This window comes from Pseudomonas sp. UBA4194 (genome assembly GCF_002379585.1).
GTDB lineage: Bacteria > Pseudomonadota > Gammaproteobacteria > Pseudomonadales > Pseudomonadaceae > Aquipseudomonas.
Genome location: NZ_DFUE01000058.1, coordinates 34,362 through 55,375, shown reverse-complemented (window position 1 = coordinate 55,375; position 21,014 = coordinate 34,362). Strand labels below are relative to the sequence as shown.

Genomic DNA, 21,014 nt, shown 5'->3' with positions numbered 1-21,014 from the left:
ATTTTCGTTGCTGATTCGGAACCCTAGTAAACCCCCACTACTCTCCCGAATCGAAAGGAATCCAGCATGTCGGAACGCAGTCACTCGCGGCACGTGAGCCCAGGCACGAAGCGGCCAACATTTGCCTTGAACCGCACCTGCACCGCCGTCCACATGGCCTTGCTGTTCAGCCTCGGCAGCGTCTCGATGACCGCGCTGGCCGAGTCCCCGGAGCCGGTCGAAACCAACCGCTCGGACAAAGACACCCTGGTGCTGTCCGAGACCAGCATCGAAGGCACCCGGGACGCCACCGCAAACCTGCCCCCCGAATACGCCGGTGGCCAGGTGGCGACCGGCGGCCGGGTCGGTCTGCTGGGCAACAAAGACATCATGGAGACGCCGTTCAGCACCGTCAGCTACACCGAAAAATACATCCAGGACCTGCAGGCCAAGGACATCACCGACGTCATCGCGGCCACCGATCCCTCGGTGTTCAACAACGGCATCAAGGGCACCTACAGCGAGAACTATTCGATCCGAGGCTTTGCCACCAGTGTCAGCGACATGACCGTCGATGGCTTATACGGCATGGCACCGTTCTACCGGGCATCGCCGGAAATGTATGAGCGCATCGAGGTCCTCAAGGGTCCGTCGGCCCTGCTCAACGGCATGCCGCCGGGCGGTTCGGTGGGGGGCATCGTCAACCTCATTCCCAAGCGCGCGGGTGACACGCCGCTGACGCGGCTGACCGGTACTTATGAGTCAGACGCCCAGTTCGGCGGCCATCTGGACATCGGCCGACGTTTCGGTGAAGGCAATCAGTTCGGCGTGCGGTTCAACGGTGTTTACCGCGACGGCGATACCGCCACCGAGGATCAATCCAGCCGTAACGTGCTGTCCTCACTGGCCCTGGACTGGCGCGGCGAGCGCGCCCGTCTCTCGGTCGATCTGTTCAGCAGCGACGACCGGGTCAACGGCCAGAACCGCGGCCTGGGACTGGCCCCCGGTGTTGGCATACCCAAGCCACCCAAGTCGGACACCTTGCTCAACCCCGACTGGGCCTACGTTGAAACCGAAGACAAGGGCGTGATCCTGCGGGGCGAATACGACCTGAACGATTACGTGATGGCCTACGGCGCGGTCGGCACCAGCAAGACGAACTACAAATACAACGGTGCAATTTCGTCGCAGATCATCAACGAAGCGGGCGACTTCAACACCACCATGGGCCAGCTGAAATTCGAGATCGAGAAAACTTCGGCAGAGGTCGGGCTGCGCGGTCACTTCGATACCTTCGGCATCAACCACCAGTGGTCGGTGAACGCCACCCAGTACAGCGACAAGGAAAAGGACTGGGGCCGGCGCTCCGTACCTGGCGCGAACTGGATCACCAACATCTACCGCCCGGTCTGGGGACCCAAGGCGCCGGAGTCCTGGCCGCTCATCGTGCATACCGAAAACGACCTGAAGAGCTACGGTATCGCCGACACCCTGTCCGTGTTCGACGACCGCGTGCAACTGACCCTGGGCGTGCGTCGCCAGGAAGTGGTCACCGACACCTTCAGCGTCGTGACCGGCGCCCGCAACAGACCCAACTACGACACCCACGCGACGTCCCCGGCCGGCGCTATCCTGTTCAAGCTCACCGACAACCTGTCGCTGTACGCCAACTACATCGAGGGCCTGAGCAAAGGCGCCACAGCACCTGCCACCGCGGCTAACGCGGGGGACGTGTTCGCACCCTACAAGTCCAAGCAGAAGGAAGTCGGGCTCAAGCTCGACCTGGGCACCTTCACCCACACCCTGGCAGTGTTCGAGATCAAGCGTCCGGGCAGTTACACGGACCCTGCCACCAACATCTACTCCTTCGGCGGCGAGCAGCGCAATCGCGGTGTGGAATGGGGCTTCTTCGGCTCGCCCATGCTGGATGTGCGCCTGATGGGCGGTGTGGCCTACGTCGATCCTGAAGTCACCAAGAGCGCCGGCGGCGTCAACGACGGCAAGACCGCCACCGGCTATCCCAAGCTGCAAGGCAAGCTGGGCGTGGAATGGGACACCCCCGTGGTCAACGGGCTGACGCTGACCGCCAACGCTTCCTCCGTGTCCAAGCAGTACATCAATGCCGACAACAGCCTGTCGATCCCCGGCTATACGATCTTCGACGCCGGTGCCCGCTACACCACCCGCGTCGCCAGCCGTCCGGTGACGCTGCGCGCCAATATCAGCAACCTGACCGACAAGGACTACTGGGGCCTGCCGTTGACCTCGAGCCTGGGCCTTGGCGCGCCGCGTACCTATGAACTGTCGGCTACCATCGATTTCTGAGTCGCGATCGGCCGAAACGTTAGTGGCCCGCTTCGATCAGGACGTGCGATACCGCGGGTAGTCCGTGAAACCTTGCTCGCCACCGCCATACAGCGCGGTGGCGTTCAGGGCATTGAGCGGCCAGCCATTGGCGATCCGCTCCGGTAGATCCGGGTTGGCCACGAAGGGACGACCGAACGCCACCAGATCGGCCAGACCAGCCTCCAGCAACCGCGTCGCCCGGGCGGCGTCGTACAGCCCGGCATACAGAATGCGGCCGCTGAAAGTGCTGCGCACCTCACGGCGAAACGCTTCAGGCAGCTCCGGCGCATTGGCCCAGTCGGCTTCAGCGATCGACAGATAGGCCACCCCCGCCTCCTCCAGCACCTTGATGGCTTCGATGTAGGTCTGATGCGGATCGTCTTCGACGAAGCCGATGTACACCCGATCTTCATCGGTGCTGCTGAACAGCGGCGAGAACCGCACGCCCACGCGGTCAGGCCCTACCACCGCGCAGACCGCCTGCACGATCTCGCGCAAGAAACGCAGCCGGTTGTGCAGCGAGCCGCCGTATTCATCGGTGCGCTGGTTGGCGTGCGCAGAAATGAACTGGTTGACCAGATAGCCGTTGGCCGAGTGGATCTCGATGCCGTCGAAGCCGGCGCTCAGGGCATTGCGTGCCGCCTGGGCGTACAGCTCTACCAGCGCCTTGATTTCGGCAACGCTCAGTTCCCGCGGGGTGGAGGGTTCAACCAGGGTGCCGCTGCCCGGTGCGGTTTCGATGAAGGCTTTGACCTTGCTGGCCTGGATCGCCGAAGGCGCCACCGGTGCCGCGTTATCTGGTTGCAAAGCGGTGTGGGAAACGCGACCAACGTGCCACAGCTGGGCAAAGATCACTCCACCCTCCGCGTGCACTGCATCAGTCACCGTGCGCCAGCCGTCAAGTTGCGCCTGGCTGTAGATCCCTGGGGTCCAGGCATAACCCTGGCCTCTGGGTTCGATCTGCGTGCCCTCGCTGATGATCAACCCGGCGCTGGCGCGTTGCTGGTAATAGGTCGCCATGAGGGCGGTGGGTATATCGTCCGGTTGCGCGGCACGCTGGCGCGTGAGCGGCGGCATGACGATGCGATTTTTCAGGACGATGGAGCCCAGCGAGACAGGCTCGAACAATGAACGGTGTTCCATGGGGTGATTCCTTGGGTACTTCAGGGTATCCGGCGGCCGGAGCCGCCGGGCGCATCATCAGGCTTCGTTCAGCTGATCGATCAGGACCTTCGCGGTCTCGCTGGACGAACCAGGGTTCTGGCCGGTGATCAGCAGGCCGTCAGTCACCACGTAGGAAGACCAGTCCGCGCCTTTGGAGTACAGGCCGCCATTGCCCTTGAGCATGTCTTCGACCAGAAACGGCACGACATCGGTCAGGCCCACGGCTTCTTCTTCACTGTTGGTGAAGCCAGTGACCTTCTTGCCTTGTACCAGAGGCGTGCCATCTGCTTTCTTCACGTCGCGCAGCACACCCGGGGCGTGGCAGACCAGTGCCGTCGGCTTGCCCGCCGCCAGGAACGCCTCGATCAACTGGATCGAATGCCGATCCTGCGCCAGATCCCAGAGCGGGCCGTGGCCACCGGGATAGAACACAGCATCGAAGTCGGCGGCCGAGACGCTGTCCAGCCGTACGGTGTTGGCAAGCAGTGCGGTGGCCACCGCATCGGTTTCGAAGCGGCGAGTCAGATCGGTCTGAAAGTCCGGCTCGTTGCTTTTAGGGTCCAGCGGCGGCTGGCCACCGTTGGGCGATGCCAGGACGATCTCGGCCTTGGCATCCAGGAACGCGTAGTAAGGCGCCGCCAGTTCTTCCAGCCAGAAACCGGTCTTGCGGCCGGTGTCGCCAAGGGTGTCGTGTGAGGTCAGTACCATGAGAACTTTCATCGAGATTCTTCCTTTGCACAGTTGAAATGAGATTCTGATTAGACCGGTCGTCTAGGCCGCGAGCGAATTGACTGGTGAACAGGCTGCCCAGCCAGGCTCCCGAGCGCCGATGGAGTTACCTTAGCCCCAATTAGACCAGTCGTCTAGGATTTTTTCGACATTCTAGCTTCAGGGTTGTACGTGGGATAAACACCGGGAAGGAGCCAAACGGCAGCAGCGCTGCTGAGGGCTTATCGCAGGCTGAGAATCTGGCGGGTGGTAAACATGGCAGTTTCGAACGGCTGGACACTCTTGCTGATCTTGACCAACACGCTCGCACCGACCCACAGCTGATACAGGCTCTGCGCCACCGCATACGGCTCGCCGGCAATCGTGAGCGACCCGTCCGCAACCCCACCTTCGATGGCGTAAGCCAACCGATCGATGACGCCAGAGGTGCCGCGCTTGAGCACCGCACGCATGGTCTCCGACAGATCCGCCACCTCCACCCCCAGCTTCACGGCCAGGCATTTGCCCTGGCAGTCTTCGAAGGACTGGGTGTCTTGCCAGATGGCCCAATACTTCATCAGCCGCTGCGCCATGGTGAGGCCGGGCAACGCCAGCACGTGGTCGAGTTCAGCCAGATACGCCACGAAATAGCTTTCCAGCATCGCTTCGCCGAACGCGTTCTTGGAACCAAAGTAGTGGTAGAAGGACCCTTTCGGTACCCCCGCGGTGGCCAGGATCTCATTCAAGCCCACGGCGGAATAGCCTTTGGCAGCCATGATGCGTTGGCCTACATCAAGGATGCCTTGGCGGACGTCGGAGGATTCGCGTGTTTTGGGAGTGGTCATGGGGGGTATGGTAGCGGGTGCTAGTCGATCGGTCTATTAGTGGTGTGGGTGACAGGCTGCGCGGTAGGGCACCACGAAGCCTGTCCCCACCCCCCTACTCCACCGTCACCGACTTCGCCAGATTGCGCGGCTGATCCACATCCGTCCCCTTGAGCACTGCCACGTAGTACGAAAGCAGTTGCAAAGGAATGGTGTACAGAATCGGTGCCAGGGCATCGATGATGTGCGGCATCGCCACCACGTGGGTGCCAGGGCCGTTGCTCAGGTTGGCCCGGGCGTCGGCGAACACCACCAGCTCACCGCCACGGGCGCGGACTTCCTGCAGGTTCGATTTGAGCTTTTCCAGCAGCTCGTTGTTCGGTGCCACGGTGACCACCGGCATATCTTTATCCACAAGCGCCAGCGGGCCGTGCTTGAGTTCGCCTGCCGGGTAGGCTTCGGCGTGGATGTAGGAGATTTCCTTGAGCTTGAGAGCGCCTTCCATGGCCACCGGGAATTGTGCGCCACGGCCCAGGAACAGGGTGTGGTGCTTCTCGGCGAACAGCTCGGCGATTTTCTCGATGGTGGTGTCCATGGCCAACGCCTCGCCCAGGCGGGTGGGCAGGCGACGCAATTCTTCCACCAGTTCGGCTTCCACACCTTGTGCCAGCGTGCCGCGTACCTGACCCAGCGACAGGGTCAGCAGCATCAGGGCGACCAACTGGGTGGTGAAGGCTTTGGTGGAGGCTACGCCGATCTCTGGGCCGGCCTGGGTCAGCAGGGTCAGGTCCGATTCGCGCACCAGCGAGCTGATGCCCACGTTGCAGATCGCCAGGCTTCCCAGGAAGCCAAGTTGCTTGGCGTTGCGCAGTGCGGCCAGGGTATCGGCGGTTTCGCCGGACTGGGAAATCGAGACGAACAATGTGTCGGGCTGCACGACCACCTTGCGATAGCGGAACTCGCTGGCCACTTCGACCTGGCAAGGAATGCCGGCCAGGCCTTCGAGCCAGTAACGGGCAACCATGCCGGCGTGATAGCTGGTGCCGCAGGCGACGATCTGAACATTGCGCACCTTGCCGAACAATTCGGCCGCCTGCGGGCCGAAGGCTTGCACCAGCACCTGGTTCTGGCCCAGGCGCCCTTCCAGGGTGCGCTGCACCACCTTGGGTTGCTCGTGGATCTCTTTCATCATGAAGTGACGATATTCGCCCTTGTCGGCCGCCTCGGCACCCTCATGGTATTGCACGGTTTCGCGCTGCACGGGGGCGCCGCTGGCGTCCCAGATCTGCACGTTGTCGCGACGGATTTCGGCTATGTCGCCTTCTTCCAGGTACATGAAACGGTCGGTGACCTGACGCAGCGCCAACTGGTCGGAAGCGAGGAAGTTCTCGCCCAGGCCCAGACCGATCACCAGCGGGCTGCCGCTGCGGGCTGCGACCAGGCGATCCGGTTGCTGCACGCTGATGGCCGCCAGGCCGTAGGCGCCGTGCAGTTGCTGGACGGTCGCCTTCAGCGCGTCGGCGATGTCCGGTACGCTCTTGAGGGTGTGGTGCAGCAGATGGGCGATGACCTCAGTGTCGGTCTGCGAGGTGAACACATAGCCCAGTTCCTTGAGGCGCTCGCGCAGCGGCTCGTGGTTTTCGATGATGCCGTTGTGCACCACTGCCACTTCATCGCTGGAAAAATGCGGATGCGCATTGTGTTCGGTCGGCGCGCCGTGGGTGGCCCAGCGGGTGTGGGCAATGCCCAGCTTGCCCACCAGCGGATCGGCCGCCAGGGCTGGCTCCAGTTCGCTGACCTTACCCACGCGACGGCAGCGCTGAATGCTGCCATCAGCGGTGAGCACGGCCACGCCGGCGCTGTCATAACCGCGATATTCCAGGCGCTTCAAGCCTTCGACGAGAATGGCGGTGATGTTGCGCTCTGCGATGGCGCCGACGATTCCACACATGATCGGTTCTCCTAGCTGATAGTGGCGAGCACGAGATCGATCCCGTGTGCCTGAATCTGTTCGCGTGCCTCGAGGGGCAGGCGATCATCGGTGATGAGGGTGTTGAAGCTGCTCCACGGCAGCTCCAGATTGGGGATGCGGCGGCCGACCTTGTCGGACTCGACCATGACGATGACCTCCCGGGCCACCTCGGCCATGACCCGGCTCAGGCCCAGCAACTCATTGAACGTGGTGGTGCCGCGCGCAAGGTCGATGCCGTCGGCACCGATGAACAGCTGGTCGAAGTCGTAGGAGCGCAGCACCTGTTCGGCGACCTGCCCCTGAAAGGATTCGGAATGCGGGTCCCAGGTGCCGCCGGTCATCAACAGCACCGGCTCGTGCTCCAGTGCGCCCAGGGCGTTGGCCACGTGCAGGGAATTGGTCATCACCACCAGGCCAGGCTGCTTGCCGAGTTCCGGGATCATGGCAGCGGTGGTGCTGCCACTGTCGATGATGATCCGCGCGTGCTCCTTGATCCGCGTGACCGCAGCGCGCGCGATGGCCTGCTTGTACGCGGAGACCGGCTGACTGGGCTCGCCGATCAGTTCCTGGGGCATGGTCACCGCGCCGCCGTAGCGACGTAACAGCAGGCCATGGCTTTCGAGGGCCGCCAGATCCTTGCGAATGGTGACTTCGGAAGTAGCGAAATGCCTGGCCAGGTTATCCACAGTCACTTCGCCCTGCTCATGGAGCAAGGCAAGAATGCTGTGACGACGCTGGGGTGTATTACGTTTCGACATGACGGCCTAAGTTTCGATTCGAAAGATAACGAAGGCAATGGAAACCTAAACTGAAAGGTGCGTCAAGGGGATTTGGGCTGTGGTTTCGATGGCCTTCGCGGGCAGAGCCCGCTCCCACACGATTGGCAGCCTCACGGTGGGAGCGGGTTCTGCCCGCGATTGATCAGTCAGTACAACGACACGGCTGTGGATAAGTTACGGCTTCTTGATCTTCACCGGCCGTGACCAGCCTTCGATATTGCGCTGGCGCGCCCGGGCGACGGCGAGTTGGCCTGCCGGCACTTCCTGCGTAATGGTTGACCCTGCCGCGGTATTAGAACCTGCCAAGATATCCACAGGTGCCACCAGGGAGTTGTTCGAACCGATGAACACGTCTTCACCGATGGTGGTTTTCCACTTGTTCGCGCCATCGTAGTTGCAGGTGATGGTACCGGCGCCGATGTTACTGCTGGCGCCGATGTCCGCATCCCCCAGATAGGTGAGGTGACCGGCCTTGGCGCCCTCGCCCATACGGGCATTCTTGAGCTCGACAAAGTTACCCACATGGGCGCGCGCTTCCAGCACCGTGCCTGGGCGCAGTCGAGCGAACGGGCCAGCGTCGCTGCCCTCGTGCAGCACGGCGCCATCCAGGTGGCTGTTGGCCTTGACCACCACACCTTTGCCCAGGGTGCTGTCCTTGATGTAGCAGTTCGGTCCGATGACCACGTCGTCTTCGATCACCACGCGCCCTTCCAGGATTACGTTGACATCGATCAGTACGTCACGGCCCACAGTGACTTCACCTCGAACATCGAAGCGCGCCGGGTCGCGCAGGGTGACACCCTGGGCCATCAGGCGCCGACCTTCGCGCAGCTGATAGTGACGCTCCAGCTCCGACAGTTGGCGGCGGTCGTTGGCGCCCTGCACTTCCATCGGATCCTGAGCCGTCTCGGTGGCCACCACCAGGCCATCGCTCACCGCCATGGCAATCACGTCGGTCAGGTAATACTCGCCCTGGGCGTTGTTGTTCGACAGCCGCCCCAGCCAGTCGGCCAGGCGTTTGCCCGGTACTGCGAGAATGCCTGTATTGCCCTCCTGGATCGCTCGCTGCGCCTCGGTGGCATCCTTGTGTTCGACGATGGCCTGGACCTGACCGTCGGTATTTCGCACGATACGCCCGTAGCCCGTCGGGTCTGGCAGGTTGACGGTCAACAGGCCGAGCTGATCCGCGCTGACCTTCTCTAACAAACGCTGCACGGTAGCGACTTCGATCAGCGGCACGTCACCGTACAGGATCAGCACGTTCTCGGCGCTCAGGTTCGGGACGGCCTGGGCCACGGCGTGACCGGTCCCCAGCTGCTTGTCCTGCAGCACGAAGCTCAGGTCGTCCGCCGCCAGGCGCTCACGTACCACATCGGCACCGTGGCCGATCACCACGTGAATACCCTGTGGGTTGAGTTGGCGAGCGCTGTGGATAACATGACCCAGCATGGAATTGCCGGCCACCGGGTGCAGAACTTTTGGCAGTGCCGAGCGCATGCGCGTGCCTTGGCCGGCGGCAAGAATAACGATATCGAGAGACATTGACTGGCTACCAATCCTGGGCGGTCAGCGACGTGACCGAAAGAATGAATCGCGGAAAAAGAAAAAGGGTAGCCGAGGCTACCCTTTTACTCAATCGCGAGAAAGCTGGCGGACTAGCCGCCGAACTTCTTGCGGATCTGCTGAACGGTGCGCAGCTGAGCTGCAGCCTCGGCCAGACGTGCGGCAGCGGACCCGTAATCGAAGTCTGCGCCTTTTTCGTTCAGGGCCTTCTCGGCAGCCTTCACGGCTTCCTGAGCAGAGGCCTCATCCAGGTCGGCAGCGCGTTGCACGGTGTCGGCAAGAACCTTGACCATGTTGGGCTGAACCTCGAGGAAACCACCAGAGATGTAGAACACCTCGGCTTCGCCACCCTGCTTGATCAGGCGGATCGGACCTGGCTTGAGATCGGTGATCAGCGGCGCGTGGCCTGGAGCGATACCGATATCACCCAGGTTACCGTGCGCAATCACCATCTCGACCAGACCGGAAAAGATTTCTCCTTCCGCGCTGACGATATCGCAATGGACTGTCATAGCCATCTGCTTGCCTCAACCTGATTAGCGCCCGTTGCCGGGCGCCGGGATTACAGTTTCTTGGCTTTCTCGATCGCTTCTTCGATGCCGCCGACCATGTAGAACGCTTGTTCTGGCAGGTGGTCGTAGTCACCGTTGAGGATGCCTTTGAAGCCTGCGATGGTGTCTTTCAGGGAAACGTATTTACCCGAGGCACCGGTGAAGACTTCAGCCACGAAGAACGGCTGCGACAGGAAGCGCTGGATCTTACGAGCGCGGGATACCAACTGCTTGTCGGTTTCCGACAGCTCGTCCATACCCAGGATCGCAATAATGTCCTTCAGCTCTTTGTAGCGCTGCAGCACGTACTGAACGCCGCGAGCGGTGTCGTAGTGCTCCTGGCCGATCACGTTCGGGTCCAGCTGGCGCGAAGTGGAGTCCAGTGGATCGACCGCCGGGTAGATACCCAGGGAAGCGATGTCACGGGACAGAACCACGGTGGCGTCCAAGTGGGCGAAGGTGGTGGCTGGCGACGGGTCGGTCAAGTCGTCCGCAGGTACGTATACCGCTTGGATCGAGGTGATCGAACCTTCCTTGGTCGAAGTGATACGTTCCTGCAGAACGCCCATCTCTTCAGCCAGGGTCGGCTGGTAACCTACTGCCGAAGGCATACGGCCCAGCAGTGCGGATACTTCGGTACCGGCCAGGGTGTAACGATAGATGTTGTCGACGAACAGCAGAACGTCGTTACCTTCGTCACGGAACTTCTCGGCCATGGTCAGACCGGTCAGGGCTACGCGCAGACGGTTGCCCGGCGGCTCGTTCATCTGACCGTAGACAAGGGCTACCTTGTCCAGAACGTTGGAGTCCTTCATCTCGTGGTAGAAGTCGTTACCCTCACGAGTACGCTCACCCACACCGGCGAACACGGAATAACCGCTGTGCTCGATGGCGATGTTACGGATCAGCTCCATCATGTTTACGGTCTTGCCGACACCGGCACCACCGAACAGACCGACTTTACCGCCCTTGGCGAACGGGCAGACCAGGTCGATAACCTTGATGCCGGTTTCCAGCAGGTCGTTGCCGCCTGCTTGTTCCGCGAAGGAAGGAGCGGCGCGGTGGATACCCCAGCGCTCTTCGGTGTCGATCGGACCGGCTTCGTCGATCGGGTTGCCCAGCACGTCCATGATCCGGCCCAGGGTCGCTTTACCGACCGGTACGGAGATGGCTGCGCCGCTGTCGATCACGTTCAGGCCGCGTTTCAGGCCTTCGGTGGAACCCATGGCAATGGTACGAACCACGCCGTCGCCCAGCTGCTGCTGAACTTCGAGGGTGGTTTCTGCGCCTTGTACCTTCAGCGCGTTGTAGATGCTCGGTACGCTGTCGCGTGGAAATTCCACGTCGATAACGGCGCCGATGATTTGAACGATACGTCCGCTACTCATAGCTGGATCCTCTGAATATTTGAACCGTTAAACCGCGGCAGCGCCGCCGACGATTTCCGAGATCTCTTGGGTGATCGCAGCCTGACGCGCCTTGTTGTAGATCAGCTGCAAATCGCTGATCAGGTCACCGGCGTTGTCGGTTGCATTCTTCATCGCGATCATCCGCGCCGCTTGTTCAGCAGCGTTGTTCTCGACCACCGCCTGATACACCTGCGACTCCACGTAGCGCACCATCAGGCCGTCCAGCAGCTCTTTGGCGTCGGGTTCGTACAGGTAATCCCAGTGGTGCTTGAGTTCTTGATCCGGGGTTGCCTCCAACGGGATCAACTGCTCCACCGTTGGTTGTTGCGTCATGGTGTTGATGAACTTGTTGGACACCACGGACAGGCGGTCGATACGACCTTCCAGGTACGCGTCCAGCATCACCTTGACGCTGCCGATCAGATCATTGATCGATGGCTCTTCGCCCAGATGGCTGATCGCGGCCACGACGTTGCCGCCGAAGTTGCGGAAAAACGCCGCACCCTTGCTGCCTACCACGCACAGGTCGATCTCGACACCGCGCTCACGGTTAGCTGCCATATCCTTGACCAGAGCCTTGAACAGGTTGGTATTCAAGCCGCCGCACAGACCACGGTCACTGCTCACCACGACATAGCCGGCGCGTTTGACTTCGCGCTCGATCATGAATGGGTGGCGGTATTCCGGGTTGGCGTTGGCCAAATGCCCAATCACCTGGCGGATACGCTCCGCGTAGGGACGGCTGGCTGCCATGCGCATTTGAGCCTTGCGCATTTTGCTGACCGCCACTTTTTCCATGGCGCTGGTAATTTTTTGCGTGCTTTTGATGCTCGCAATCTTACTGCGAATCTCTTTTGCGCCTGCCATGTAACACCTATCAGGTTAGCAAGCGGGGACCTTGCGGCCCCCGCTGCGGCTTACCAGGTTTGGGTGGCCTTGAACTTCTCGATACCGGCTTTGAGGCCAGCGTCGATTTCGTCATTGAAGTCACCCTTCACGTTGATCTTCGCCATCAAATCGGCGTGATCGCGGTTGAAGTAAGCAATCAGTGCCTGCTCGAAGCTACCAACCTTGGCGATTTCGACGTCGGTCAGGAAGCCACGCTCGGCTGCGTACAGAGACAGAGCCATGTCGGCGATGGACATCGGCGCATACTGCTTCTGCTTCATCAGCTCGGTAACGCGCTGACCGTGCTCGAGTTGCTTGCGGGTGGCTTCGTCCAGGTCAGAAGCGAACTGGGCGAATGCCGCCAGTTCACGGTACTGAGCCAGAGCGGTACGGATGCCACCGGACAGCTTCTTGATGATCTTGGTCTGAGCGGCACCACCTACACGGGATACCGAAACACCGGCGTTCACTGCAGGGCGGATGCCCGAGTTGAACATGGCCGATTCCAGGAAGATCTGACCGTCGGTGATGGAAATCACGTTGGTCGGAACGAACGCGGAAACGTCGCCAGCCTGGGTTTCGATGATCGGCAGCGCGGTCAGGGAACCGGTCTTGCCAGTCACTGCACCGTTGGTGAACTTCTCGACGTACTCTTCGGAAACGCGCGACGCACGCTCCAGCAAGCGGGAGTGGAGATAGAACACGTCACCTGGGTAGGCTTCACGGCCTGGTGGACGACGCAGCAGCAGGGAAATCTGGCGGTAGGCCACTGCTTGCTTGGACAGATCGTCGTAGACGATCAGCGCGTCTTCACCGCGGTCGCGGAAGAATTCGCCCATGGTGCAACCGGCATAAGGTGCCAGGAATTGCAGCGCAGGAGATTCCGAAGCACTGGCCGCCACGATGATGGTGTTGGCCAGGGCGCCGTTTTCTTCCAGCTTGCGCACCACGTTGGCGATGGTCGATTGCTTCTGACCAACAGCCACGTAGACGCAGAAGATACCGGAGTTCTTCTGGTTGATGATCGCGTCGATCGCCAGAGCGGTTTTACCGATCTGACGGTCGCCGATGATCAGCTCGCGCTGGCCACGGCCGACAGGGATCATGGCATCGACAGCCTTGTAGCCAGTCTGTACAGGCTGGTCTACCGACTTACGCCAGATCACGCCTGGAGCCACTTTCTCGACCGCGTCGGTCTCGGTGTTGCCCAGTGGACCCTTGCCATCGACAGGGTTGCCCAGTGCGTCGACAACGCGACCCAGCAGTTCCTTACCAACCGGAACTTCCAGGATGCGGCCGGTGCACTTGGCGCTCATGCCTTCAGCCAGACTGGTGTAGGCGCCCAGTACCACGGCACCTACGGAGTCTTGCTCCAGGTTGAGCGCCATGCCGAAGACGCCGCCAGGAAACTCGATCATTTCGCCGTACATGACGTCGGCCAGACCGTGGATCCGTACGATACCGTCGGAAACGCTGACGACGGTGCCTTCGTTACGGGCTTGGGAGGTCACGTCGAGCTTGTCGATGCGACCCTTGATGATTTCACTTATTTCGGAAGGATTGAGTTGCTGCATTGCTCTGCTGCCCCTTCAAACTCAAGATTTCAATGCTTCGGCAAGTTTCGCGAGTTTTCCGCGAATCGAGCCATCGATAACCAGGTCGCCGGCGCGGATCACGACGCCACCTATCAGGCTGGCATCCTCCGCAACTTGCAGGCGCACTTCCCGGTCGAGTCGTGCACTGAGAACCTTGGCGAGTTTGTCTTGCTGTTCTTGGTTCAACGCGAAAGCACTGGTGACTTCCACATCTACCGATTTCTCCTGCTCGGCCTTGTACAGGTCGAACTGGGCGGCTATCTCCGGCAGAAGCAGGAGACGGTCGTTTTCGGCAACGACGTGAATGAAATTCTGTGCCTTGGCATCGAACTTGTCGCCGCACACGTCGATAAACGTGGCGGCCTTGTCTGCGCTCGTCAGTCGCGGGGCCTTGAGCAGGCTCTGCATGGTGTCGTCTTGCGACACCGCTGCAGCCAGGCCGAGCATGGCTGACCAATTGGCCAGCTGCTGGTGGGCCTGAGCGTGCTCGAAGGCCGCCTTAGCGTAAGGTCGGGCCAACGTGGTCAGTTCTGCCATGATCGCCCTCGCTTAGATTTCAGCAGCCAGTTTGTTAACCAGCTCCGCGTGCGCGTTTTGATCGATTGTGGCACCCAGGATCTTCTCGGCACCGCCTACGGCCAGCACACCCAGTTGGGCACGCAGCGCGTCTTTGACGCCGTTCAGTTCCTGCTCGATCTCGGCCTGAGCCTGCAACTTAACGCGTTCAGCGTCGATACGGGCCTTTTCAACGGCCTCTTCGACGATCTGGTTACCGCGTTTCTTCGCCTGCTCAATGATTTCGGCTGCCTGAGCTTTCGCTTCGCGCAGTTGCTGACCCGCTTTCTCTTGGGCCAACTCCAGGTCGCGAGCTGCTCGGCTGGCAGCGTCCAAACCATCAGCGATCTTCTTCTGACGTTCGTGCAAAGCCGCGATGACCGGAGGCCACACGAACTTCATGCAGAACAGCACAAAAATGAAGAACGCAACGGTCTGGCCAATCAGGGTTGCATTAATGTTCACGCCAACACCTCGCTCGTTCTTTGTCCATCACACCAATCCACTCGAAGGTTCGAGAGATCAGCCAGCGAGTTGACCAACGAAGGGGTTCGCGAAGGTGAAGAACAGAGCGATACCAACACCGATCATGGTCACGGCGTCGAGCAGACCGGCGACGATGAACATTTTGACTTGCAGCATCGGGACCATTTCTGGTTGGCGAGCAGCGCCTTCCAGGAACTTGCCGCCCAGCAGGCCGAAACCAATGGCGGTACCCAGAGCACCCAGGCCGATCAGCAGAGCAACAGCGATAGCGGTTAGACCAACTACAGTTTCCATCTTTCCTCCCGACTTTTTACGTCGTCTTTTGCTTGGTTTTAGGTTTTAAAGCGGTGCAACAAATCGTTGTTTCGGCCCGTGTGGGCCTCCCTCGCGCCGAAGCGCGGGGGGCATCAGGCACGCCAGGCGAGCCTTAATGGTTCTCTTCGTGCGCCATCGACAGGTAGACGATGGTCAGCATCATGAAGATGAATGCCTGCAAGGTGATGATCAGGATGTGGAACACAGCCCACGCCCATTGCAGAACGACGCCCAGGCCGCTCAGCCACAGCAGGCCGCTGCCGAACATCACCGCGATCAGGATGAACACCAGTTCGCCGGCATACATGTTGCCGAACAGACGCAGTGCCAGCGAGATCGGCTTGGCGATCAGGGTGACGAATTCGAGCAGGAAGTTCACCGGGATCAGCAGGATCTGAACGAAGATGTTCTTGCTGCCGAACGGGTGCAGGGTCAGCTCGCCGATGAAGCCGCCGATGCCCTTGACCTTGATGCTGTAGAAGATGATCAGGGCGAAGACCGACAGCGCCATGCCCAGGGTCGCGTTCGGGTCGGTGGTCGACACGGCGCGGAACGGGATGTGCGAGTCACCGGAAATCCAGACTGCGGCCATAGGGATCCAGTCCACCGGGATCAGGTCGATGGCGTTCATCAGGAACACCCAGACGAAAATGGTCAGGGCCAGGGGCGCGATGACGGCGCTGCGACCGTGGAAGCTGTCACGGACGCTGCCGTCGACGAACTCCACCAGCACTTCGACGAAGTTCTGCAGGGCGCCAGGTTGGCCGGAAGTCGCCTTTTTCGCCGCCATGCGGAAAATCAGGACGAAGATCAGACCCAGGGCAACCGACCAGCCGAGGGTATCGACGTGGAACGCCCAAAACCCCATCTCTTTGGCTTCTGCAGCGGAATGGGCAAAGCCCCAACCGCCGTCTGGTAGCTGACCGAAGGTCAAGTTCTGCAAGTGGTGCTGGATATAGCCCGAAGCGGTTGTTTCTGCCATGGTTGCCTCAAACGCCCTAAGGTCTCGAAAGTCTTGTTTTCATCAGCAGCGGTGCGAACCAGCTGACCAACTGAGTCAGTACGAAGACGCCGAATACTGCCAACGGCGCCAGTGGTTTCACCCCTGCGAACGTCAGTGCGAACAGCACTGCCGTCAAAATCAGCTTGCCTGCCTCGCCGGCATAGAATGACCGGACGATGGCTTGAGCGGCCCGGGCTCCGGTAAACCGAAAAGCCTTCCAGGCGAAATACACATTGGGCAACCAGGCGATCAGTCCTCCGCAGAGGGCTGAATATCCACTGACTGCCCCGCGCCATTGCCACAGCGCCAAAGCTGCCAGCAAAACGACGACACATTGCGCCAACAACACCGGGAAAACGGCCCACTGATGGAACGGCAAGCGGTTTGGCGTGCGGGTTTCCATCGTGACTGCTCCTCAATGGCCGGCCTGCCAAAATCAATAACTTGGCATAATTTGTGCCGACAAAATGCGCGCAGAGTATAGGGGCGGTTCCGCCCCTATTCAACTGCCGGGTAGTGATTTCCGACTGCGCGCTACACAAGCAATTGTTTCAGCGAATGTGTGCGAGCACGCCTTGCAACTCGTCCAGCGAGTTATAGCGGATGACCAACTGGCCTTTTCCCTTCTGGCCATGCCGGATCTGCACCGCAGAGCCTAGCCGCTCTGCCAGACGCTGCTCGAGCCGAGTGATGTCGGGGTCCGGTTTTGCCGCTTCCACAGGCTCGGGTTTGCCACTCAACCACTGGCGAACCAGGGCTTCGGTCTGGCGTACCGTGAGGCCTCGTGCGACAACGTGTCGCGCCCCCTCGACCTGCTGCTCATCCGGCAAACCGAGCAAGGCGCGAGCGTGACCCATTTCCAGATCGCCATGGGACAGCATGGTCTTGATCACTTCGGGCAAGGAAATCAGACGCAGCAGGTTGGCCACGGTGACGCGAGACTTACCCACAGCATCGGCGACCTGTTGTTGCGTCAGTTGGAACTCCTGCTGCAGACGCTGCAACGCGATGGCCTCCTCCACGGGGTTGAGGTCTTCGCGCTGGATGTTCTCGATCAGGGCCATGGCGATGGCCGCTTCGTCCGGCACGTCACGCACCATCGACGGAATGGTTTCCAGGCCGGCCTGCTGTGCGGCACGCCAGCGGCGCTCACCGGCGATGATCTCGTAGCGTCCGCTGCCTATCGGGCGGACCACGATGGGCTGCATCACGCCCTGGGTCTTTATCGAATGCGCCAGTTCTTCCAGCGCCTGCGGATCCATATCCCGACGCGGCTGGTACTTGCCGCGCTGGATGACGTCCAGCGGCAGGTGCTGCAATTCGCTTTGATCGACCTGGACGGCCTGTTCTTCCAGCGCGCTGACGGTCGGACCGCTGAGCAGTGCATCCAGTCCACGTCCGAGACCACGTTTCTTGACGGCCATGGGGATTCCTTAAGTTGGCTGGGCGGCAGCGACGCGGGATTGGCGGCGCTGGCGGCGAACCATCTCACCGGCCAAGGCCAGGTAGGCAATGGCCCCACGCGATGATTTGTCGTAGGCCAGCGCCGGCATCCCGTAGCTTGGCGCTTCGGCCAGCCGGATGTTGCGCGGGATCACGGTGTCGTAGAGCTGATCGCCGAAGTGTTCCTTGAGCTGCGCCGAGACATCGTTCATCAGGCTCAGGCGGGGGTCGTACATGGTCCGCAACAGACCCTCGACTTTCAGATCCGGGTTGAGCAGTTCGGCGATACGCTTGATGTTATCCACAAGGTCGCTCAACCCTTCCAGGGCGAAATACTCGCACTGCATGGGGATGATCACACCGTCGGACGCCACCAGGGCGTTGAGCGTCAGCATCGACAGCGAAGGCGGGCAGTCGATCAGGATGTAGTCGTAATTCTCGCGGACGGGCGCCAGCGCCGTGCGCAAGCGGCTTTCCTTCATCTGCATCTCCAGCAGTACCACTTCGGCCGCCGTGAGGTCGCGGTTGGCCGGCAGCAACTGGTAACCGCCGTGCTCGGAAAAGTGCATGGCTTGCGCCAGATCACACTCACCAATCAGCAGGTCGTAGACGGAGTTTTCCAGGGCATGCTTATCCACACCGCTACCCATGGTGGCGTTGCCCTGTGGATCGAGATCGATCAGCAGCACGCGCCGCTTGGTAGCGACCAGCGATGCTGCGAGGTTGATGCAGGTGGTGGTCTTGCCCACGCCACCTTTCTGGTTCGCTATCGCGAATACCTTAGCCATTCTTGCTTGTGTTCCCAATCATGCCGTGCGGCGCAGTATCAGCAGATGGCGTTGGCCTTGGCAACCGGGTACGGCCAAGGCGTGTTCGCTATCGAGGTGGAAGTCTGCCGGCAATGCTACCAGTTCGTCGGCCGGATGCAGCCCCTTCATGGCCAGCCAGCGGGTTTCGCCGTTGCCCAGGTGCCGCGTCCAGTGCGTGAAGTCTTCCAGGCTGCTGAAAGCCCGCGAAACAATACCAGCGAATGGTTGCTCAGGTCGAAAGGCTTCGACCCGGCTGTGGATAGCTTGCAGGTTATCCAGCTTGAGCTCCAGCTTCACCTGAGTCTGGAAGCGGGTTTTCTTGCCGTTGCTGTCCAGGGTGGTGATCTGCTTGTGGGGAAACATGATCGCCATCGGGATGCCCGGCATGCCGCCACCGCTGCCCACGTCCAGCCAGCTCGTGCCATCGCCGAGGTGGGCAAGGATGCTGAGGCTGTCGAGCAGATGACGCGAAACCATCTCGTCCGGATTGCGCACGGCAGTCAGGTTGTACGCCTTGTTCCACTTGATCAGCAGCGCCAGATAGCCCAGCAGCTGCTCCTGCTGCTGCTCGGATAATTCGATGCCCAGCTGGCGTGCGCCTGTGGACAACTCTTCGCGGTGTTGCGGGGTCACCATGGAACTCAAGCGCTTTGCTCCAACTCACGGCCTGCGCCGCGTTTTTTCAGATGAATCATCAACAGCGAGATCGCCGCCGGGGTCACACCCGGGATGCGCGACGCCTGTCCAAGCGTTTCCGGACGGGTCGCGCCGAGCTTGCCCTGAATCTCTTTGGAAAGGCCGGAGATGGTGGCGTAATCGATATCCACAGGCAGCCGTGTGTCTTCGCTGGCGCGCAGACGGGCAATTTCGTCCTGCTGACGATCGATGTACCCGGCGTACTTGGTCTTGATCTCGACCTGCTCGGCCACCTGTGGATCATTTGCCCCACCACCGGTGACCTCCACCAGCCCGGCGTAGTCGATTTCCGGCCGGCTGAGCAGATTCAGCAAGTTGTACTCGTGGGTCAAGGGGGTGCCGAATTTCTCGGCCACGGCTTCACCTTGCGCGGTGTTGGGCCGCACCCACGTGCTTTTCAGGCGTTGTTCTTCCACTTCGATGGCTTCGCGCTTGGTGCTGAACGCGGCCCAGCGGGCGTCGTCGACCAGGCCGAGCTCGCGTCCCTTCTCGGTCAGGCGCAGATCGGCATTGTCTTCGCGCAGAATCAGGCGGTATTCGGCCCGGGACGTGAACATCCGGTACGGTTCTTGTGTACCCAGGGTGATCAAGTCGTCGACCAGCACACCGATGTAAGCCTCGTCGCGGCGCGGACACCAGGCGTCCTTGCCCTGGGCACGCAAGGCGGCGTTGGCGCCGGCGAGCAAACCTTGAGCGCCGGCTTCCTCGTAGCCGGTGGTGCCATTGATCTGGCCAGCGAAGAACAAACCGGCAATCACTTTGGTTTCCAGGCTGTACTTGAGGTCGCGCGGGTCGAAGTAGTCGTATTCGATGGCGTAGCCCGGCCGCATGATGTGGGCATTTTCCATGCCGCGGATCGAGCGCACGATCTGCAACTGCACATCGAACGGCAGCGACGTCGAAATACCGTTGGGGTACAGCTCATGGGTGGTCAGGCCTTCAGGCTCGATGAACACCTGATGGCTTTCCTTGTCCGCGAAGCGGTGGATCTTGTCTTCGATCGACGGGCAGTACCGCGGGCCCACGCCTTCGATCTCGCCCGCTGCCGAGTACATCGGCGAGCGATCCAGGTTGGCTGCGATGATTTCGTGGGTGCGCGCGTTGGTGTGCGTGATCCAGCAACTGACCTGACGCGGGTGCATGGCTTTGGAACCCATGAACGACATCACCGGAATCGGCGTATCACCGGGCTGTTCTGTCATCACCGAGAAGTCCACCGATTTGCCATCGATCCGCGGTGGCGTTCCGGTCTTCAACCGGCCCACGCGCAGCGGCAGTTCGCGCAGACGTCGGGCCAGCGCGATCGAAGGTGGATCGCCGGCGCGACCACCCGAATAGTTCTGCAGGCCGATGTGAATAAGACCGCCCAGGAATGTACCGGTGGTCAGTACCACGGAATCGGCCATGAAACGCAGGCCCATCTGGGTCACGACACCTTTGACTTCGTCCTGATCGACGATGAGATCGTCGGCAGCCTGTTGGAATATCCACAGGTTCGGCTGGTTTTCCAGGGTTTCGCGAATCGCCGCCTTGTACAGGATGCGATCGGCCTGGGCACGGGTAGCCCGCACCGCAGGCCCTTTGCGGTTGTTCAGTACGCGGAACTGGATGCCGCCCTTGTCGGTGGCCAGCGCCATGGCGCCACCGAGCGCATCGATCTCTTTGACCAGATGGCTCTTGCCGATGCCACCGATGGCCGGGTTGCAGCTCATGGCCCCGAGGGTCTCCACGTTGTGCGTCAACAGCAGGGTTTTAGCACCCATGCGTGCTGAGGCCAGTGCTGCCTCGGTACCGGCATGACCGCCGCCGATGACGATCACTTCAAAACGGGAAGGGAAATCCACCACGCACCTCGTGCCTGTTCATATGTGGGTAATTGGGATAGCTGCGCAGTATAGGGAATTTGCTCGGCCTACGGAAACCTTTTGC

General features: G+C 60.9%; 20 protein-coding genes. 1 reads left to right on the top strand and 19 read right to left on the bottom strand.

From position 1 onward, the window contains the following. Positions 1–66 precede the first annotated feature (66 nt). A complete protein-coding gene (locus B3397_RS14935; protein WP_296251426.1) occupies positions 67–2,304 on the top strand; it encodes a TonB-dependent receptor in 2,238 nt (745 codons plus the stop codon). A 36-nt stretch (positions 2,305–2,340) separates the two neighbouring features. Here B3397_RS14935 and B3397_RS14930 read toward each other — a convergent pair whose 3' ends face one another. The 19 genes from B3397_RS14930 to mnmG form a co-directional block, all read right to left on the bottom strand. Continuing rightward, the gene (locus B3397_RS14930; protein WP_296251424.1) at positions 2,341–3,468 is read right to left on the bottom strand and encodes an alkene reductase; all 1,128 of its coding nucleotides are present in this window, start codon (positions 3,466–3,468) and stop codon (positions 2,341–2,343) included. Between the two features lie 57 nt (positions 3,469–3,525). Then, positions 3,526–4,209 carry a type 1 glutamine amidotransferase domain-containing protein gene (locus tag B3397_RS14925; RefSeq protein WP_296251422.1) on the bottom strand — a complete coding sequence of 228 codons (684 nt, stop codon included), beginning with the start codon at positions 4,207–4,209 and terminating at the stop codon, positions 3,526–3,528. Positions 4,210–4,439: 230 nt separating this feature from the next. Then, positions 4,440–5,042: a TetR/AcrR family transcriptional regulator gene (locus B3397_RS14920; protein ID WP_296251420.1), complete on the bottom strand. Its 603-nt coding sequence runs from the start codon at positions 5,040–5,042 to the stop codon at positions 4,440–4,442. A gap of 94 nt (positions 5,043–5,136) precedes the next feature. Beyond that, complete coding sequence (gene glmS, locus B3397_RS14915) at positions 5,137–6,972, bottom strand: glutamine--fructose-6-phosphate transaminase (isomerizing) (protein ID WP_296251417.1); 1,836 nt, start codon at positions 6,970–6,972, stop codon at positions 5,137–5,139. An 11-nt stretch (positions 6,973–6,983) separates the two neighbouring features. Then, complete coding sequence (locus B3397_RS14910; RefSeq protein WP_296251413.1) at positions 6,984–7,751, bottom strand: DeoR/GlpR family DNA-binding transcription regulator; 768 nt, start codon at positions 7,749–7,751, stop codon at positions 6,984–6,986. Between the two features lie 195 nt (positions 7,752–7,946). Continuing rightward, positions 7,947–9,314 (bottom strand): bifunctional UDP-N-acetylglucosamine diphosphorylase/glucosamine-1-phosphate N-acetyltransferase GlmU, encoded by a 1,368-nt coding sequence (gene glmU, locus B3397_RS14905; RefSeq protein ID WP_296251411.1) that lies wholly within the window; start codon positions 9,312–9,314, stop codon positions 7,947–7,949. A gap of 113 nt (positions 9,315–9,427) precedes the next feature. Further along, positions 9,428–9,853, bottom strand: coding sequence for a F0F1 ATP synthase subunit epsilon (locus B3397_RS14900; RefSeq protein WP_043192055.1), 426 nt, complete (start codon positions 9,851–9,853; stop codon positions 9,428–9,430). A 44-nt stretch (positions 9,854–9,897) separates the two neighbouring features. Then, positions 9,898–11,274 (bottom strand): F0F1 ATP synthase subunit beta, encoded by a 1,377-nt coding sequence (gene atpD, locus B3397_RS14895; protein WP_296251408.1) that lies wholly within the window; start codon positions 11,272–11,274, stop codon positions 9,898–9,900. A gap of 27 nt (positions 11,275–11,301) precedes the next feature. Continuing rightward, a complete protein-coding gene (gene atpG, locus B3397_RS14890; RefSeq protein ID WP_296251407.1) occupies positions 11,302–12,162 on the bottom strand; it encodes a F0F1 ATP synthase subunit gamma in 861 nt (286 codons plus the stop codon). Positions 12,163–12,212: 50 nt separating this feature from the next. Beyond that, positions 12,213–13,757 carry a F0F1 ATP synthase subunit alpha gene (gene atpA, locus B3397_RS14885; RefSeq protein ID WP_296251405.1) on the bottom strand — a complete coding sequence of 515 codons (1,545 nt, stop codon included), beginning with the start codon at positions 13,755–13,757 and terminating at the stop codon, positions 12,213–12,215. Positions 13,758–13,778: 21 nt separating this feature from the next. Further along, positions 13,779–14,315: a F0F1 ATP synthase subunit delta gene (locus tag B3397_RS14880; protein WP_296251402.1), complete on the bottom strand. Its 537-nt coding sequence runs from the start codon at positions 14,313–14,315 to the stop codon at positions 13,779–13,781. Between the two features lie 12 nt (positions 14,316–14,327). Then, on the bottom strand, positions 14,328–14,798 hold the full coding sequence (locus B3397_RS14875; RefSeq protein ID WP_296251400.1) for a F0F1 ATP synthase subunit B: 471 nt from the start codon (positions 14,796–14,798) through the stop codon (positions 14,328–14,330). Between the two features lie 57 nt (positions 14,799–14,855). Continuing rightward, the gene (gene atpE, locus B3397_RS14870; protein WP_002555987.1) at positions 14,856–15,113 is read right to left on the bottom strand and encodes a F0F1 ATP synthase subunit C; all 258 of its coding nucleotides are present in this window, start codon (positions 15,111–15,113) and stop codon (positions 14,856–14,858) included. A gap of 133 nt (positions 15,114–15,246) precedes the next feature. Next, positions 15,247–16,116 (bottom strand): F0F1 ATP synthase subunit A, encoded by an 870-nt coding sequence (atpB, locus tag B3397_RS14865; protein WP_296251398.1) that lies wholly within the window; start codon positions 16,114–16,116, stop codon positions 15,247–15,249. A 16-nt stretch (positions 16,117–16,132) separates the two neighbouring features. Continuing rightward, positions 16,133–16,540 carry a F0F1 ATP synthase subunit I gene (locus B3397_RS14860; protein ID WP_296251397.1) on the bottom strand — a complete coding sequence of 136 codons (408 nt, stop codon included), beginning with the start codon at positions 16,538–16,540 and terminating at the stop codon, positions 16,133–16,135. A gap of 148 nt (positions 16,541–16,688) precedes the next feature. Continuing rightward, entirely contained in the window at positions 16,689–17,561 is an 873-nt protein-coding gene (locus tag B3397_RS14855) for a ParB/RepB/Spo0J family partition protein (RefSeq protein WP_296251396.1), read from the bottom strand. A gap of 9 nt (positions 17,562–17,570) precedes the next feature. Further along, positions 17,571–18,368, bottom strand: coding sequence for a ParA family protein (locus B3397_RS14850; RefSeq protein WP_296251393.1), 798 nt, complete (start codon positions 18,366–18,368; stop codon positions 17,571–17,573). Between the two features lie 18 nt (positions 18,369–18,386). Then, positions 18,387–19,025: a 16S rRNA (guanine(527)-N(7))-methyltransferase RsmG gene (rsmG, locus tag B3397_RS14845; RefSeq protein ID WP_296251506.1), complete on the bottom strand. Its 639-nt coding sequence runs from the start codon at positions 19,023–19,025 to the stop codon at positions 18,387–18,389. Positions 19,026–19,030: 5 nt separating this feature from the next. Next, on the bottom strand, positions 19,031–20,929 hold the full coding sequence (gene mnmG, locus B3397_RS14840) for a tRNA uridine-5-carboxymethylaminomethyl(34) synthesis enzyme MnmG (RefSeq protein ID WP_296251390.1): 1,899 nt from the start codon (positions 20,927–20,929) through the stop codon (positions 19,031–19,033). Between the last annotated feature and the right edge of the window lie 85 nt (positions 20,930–21,014).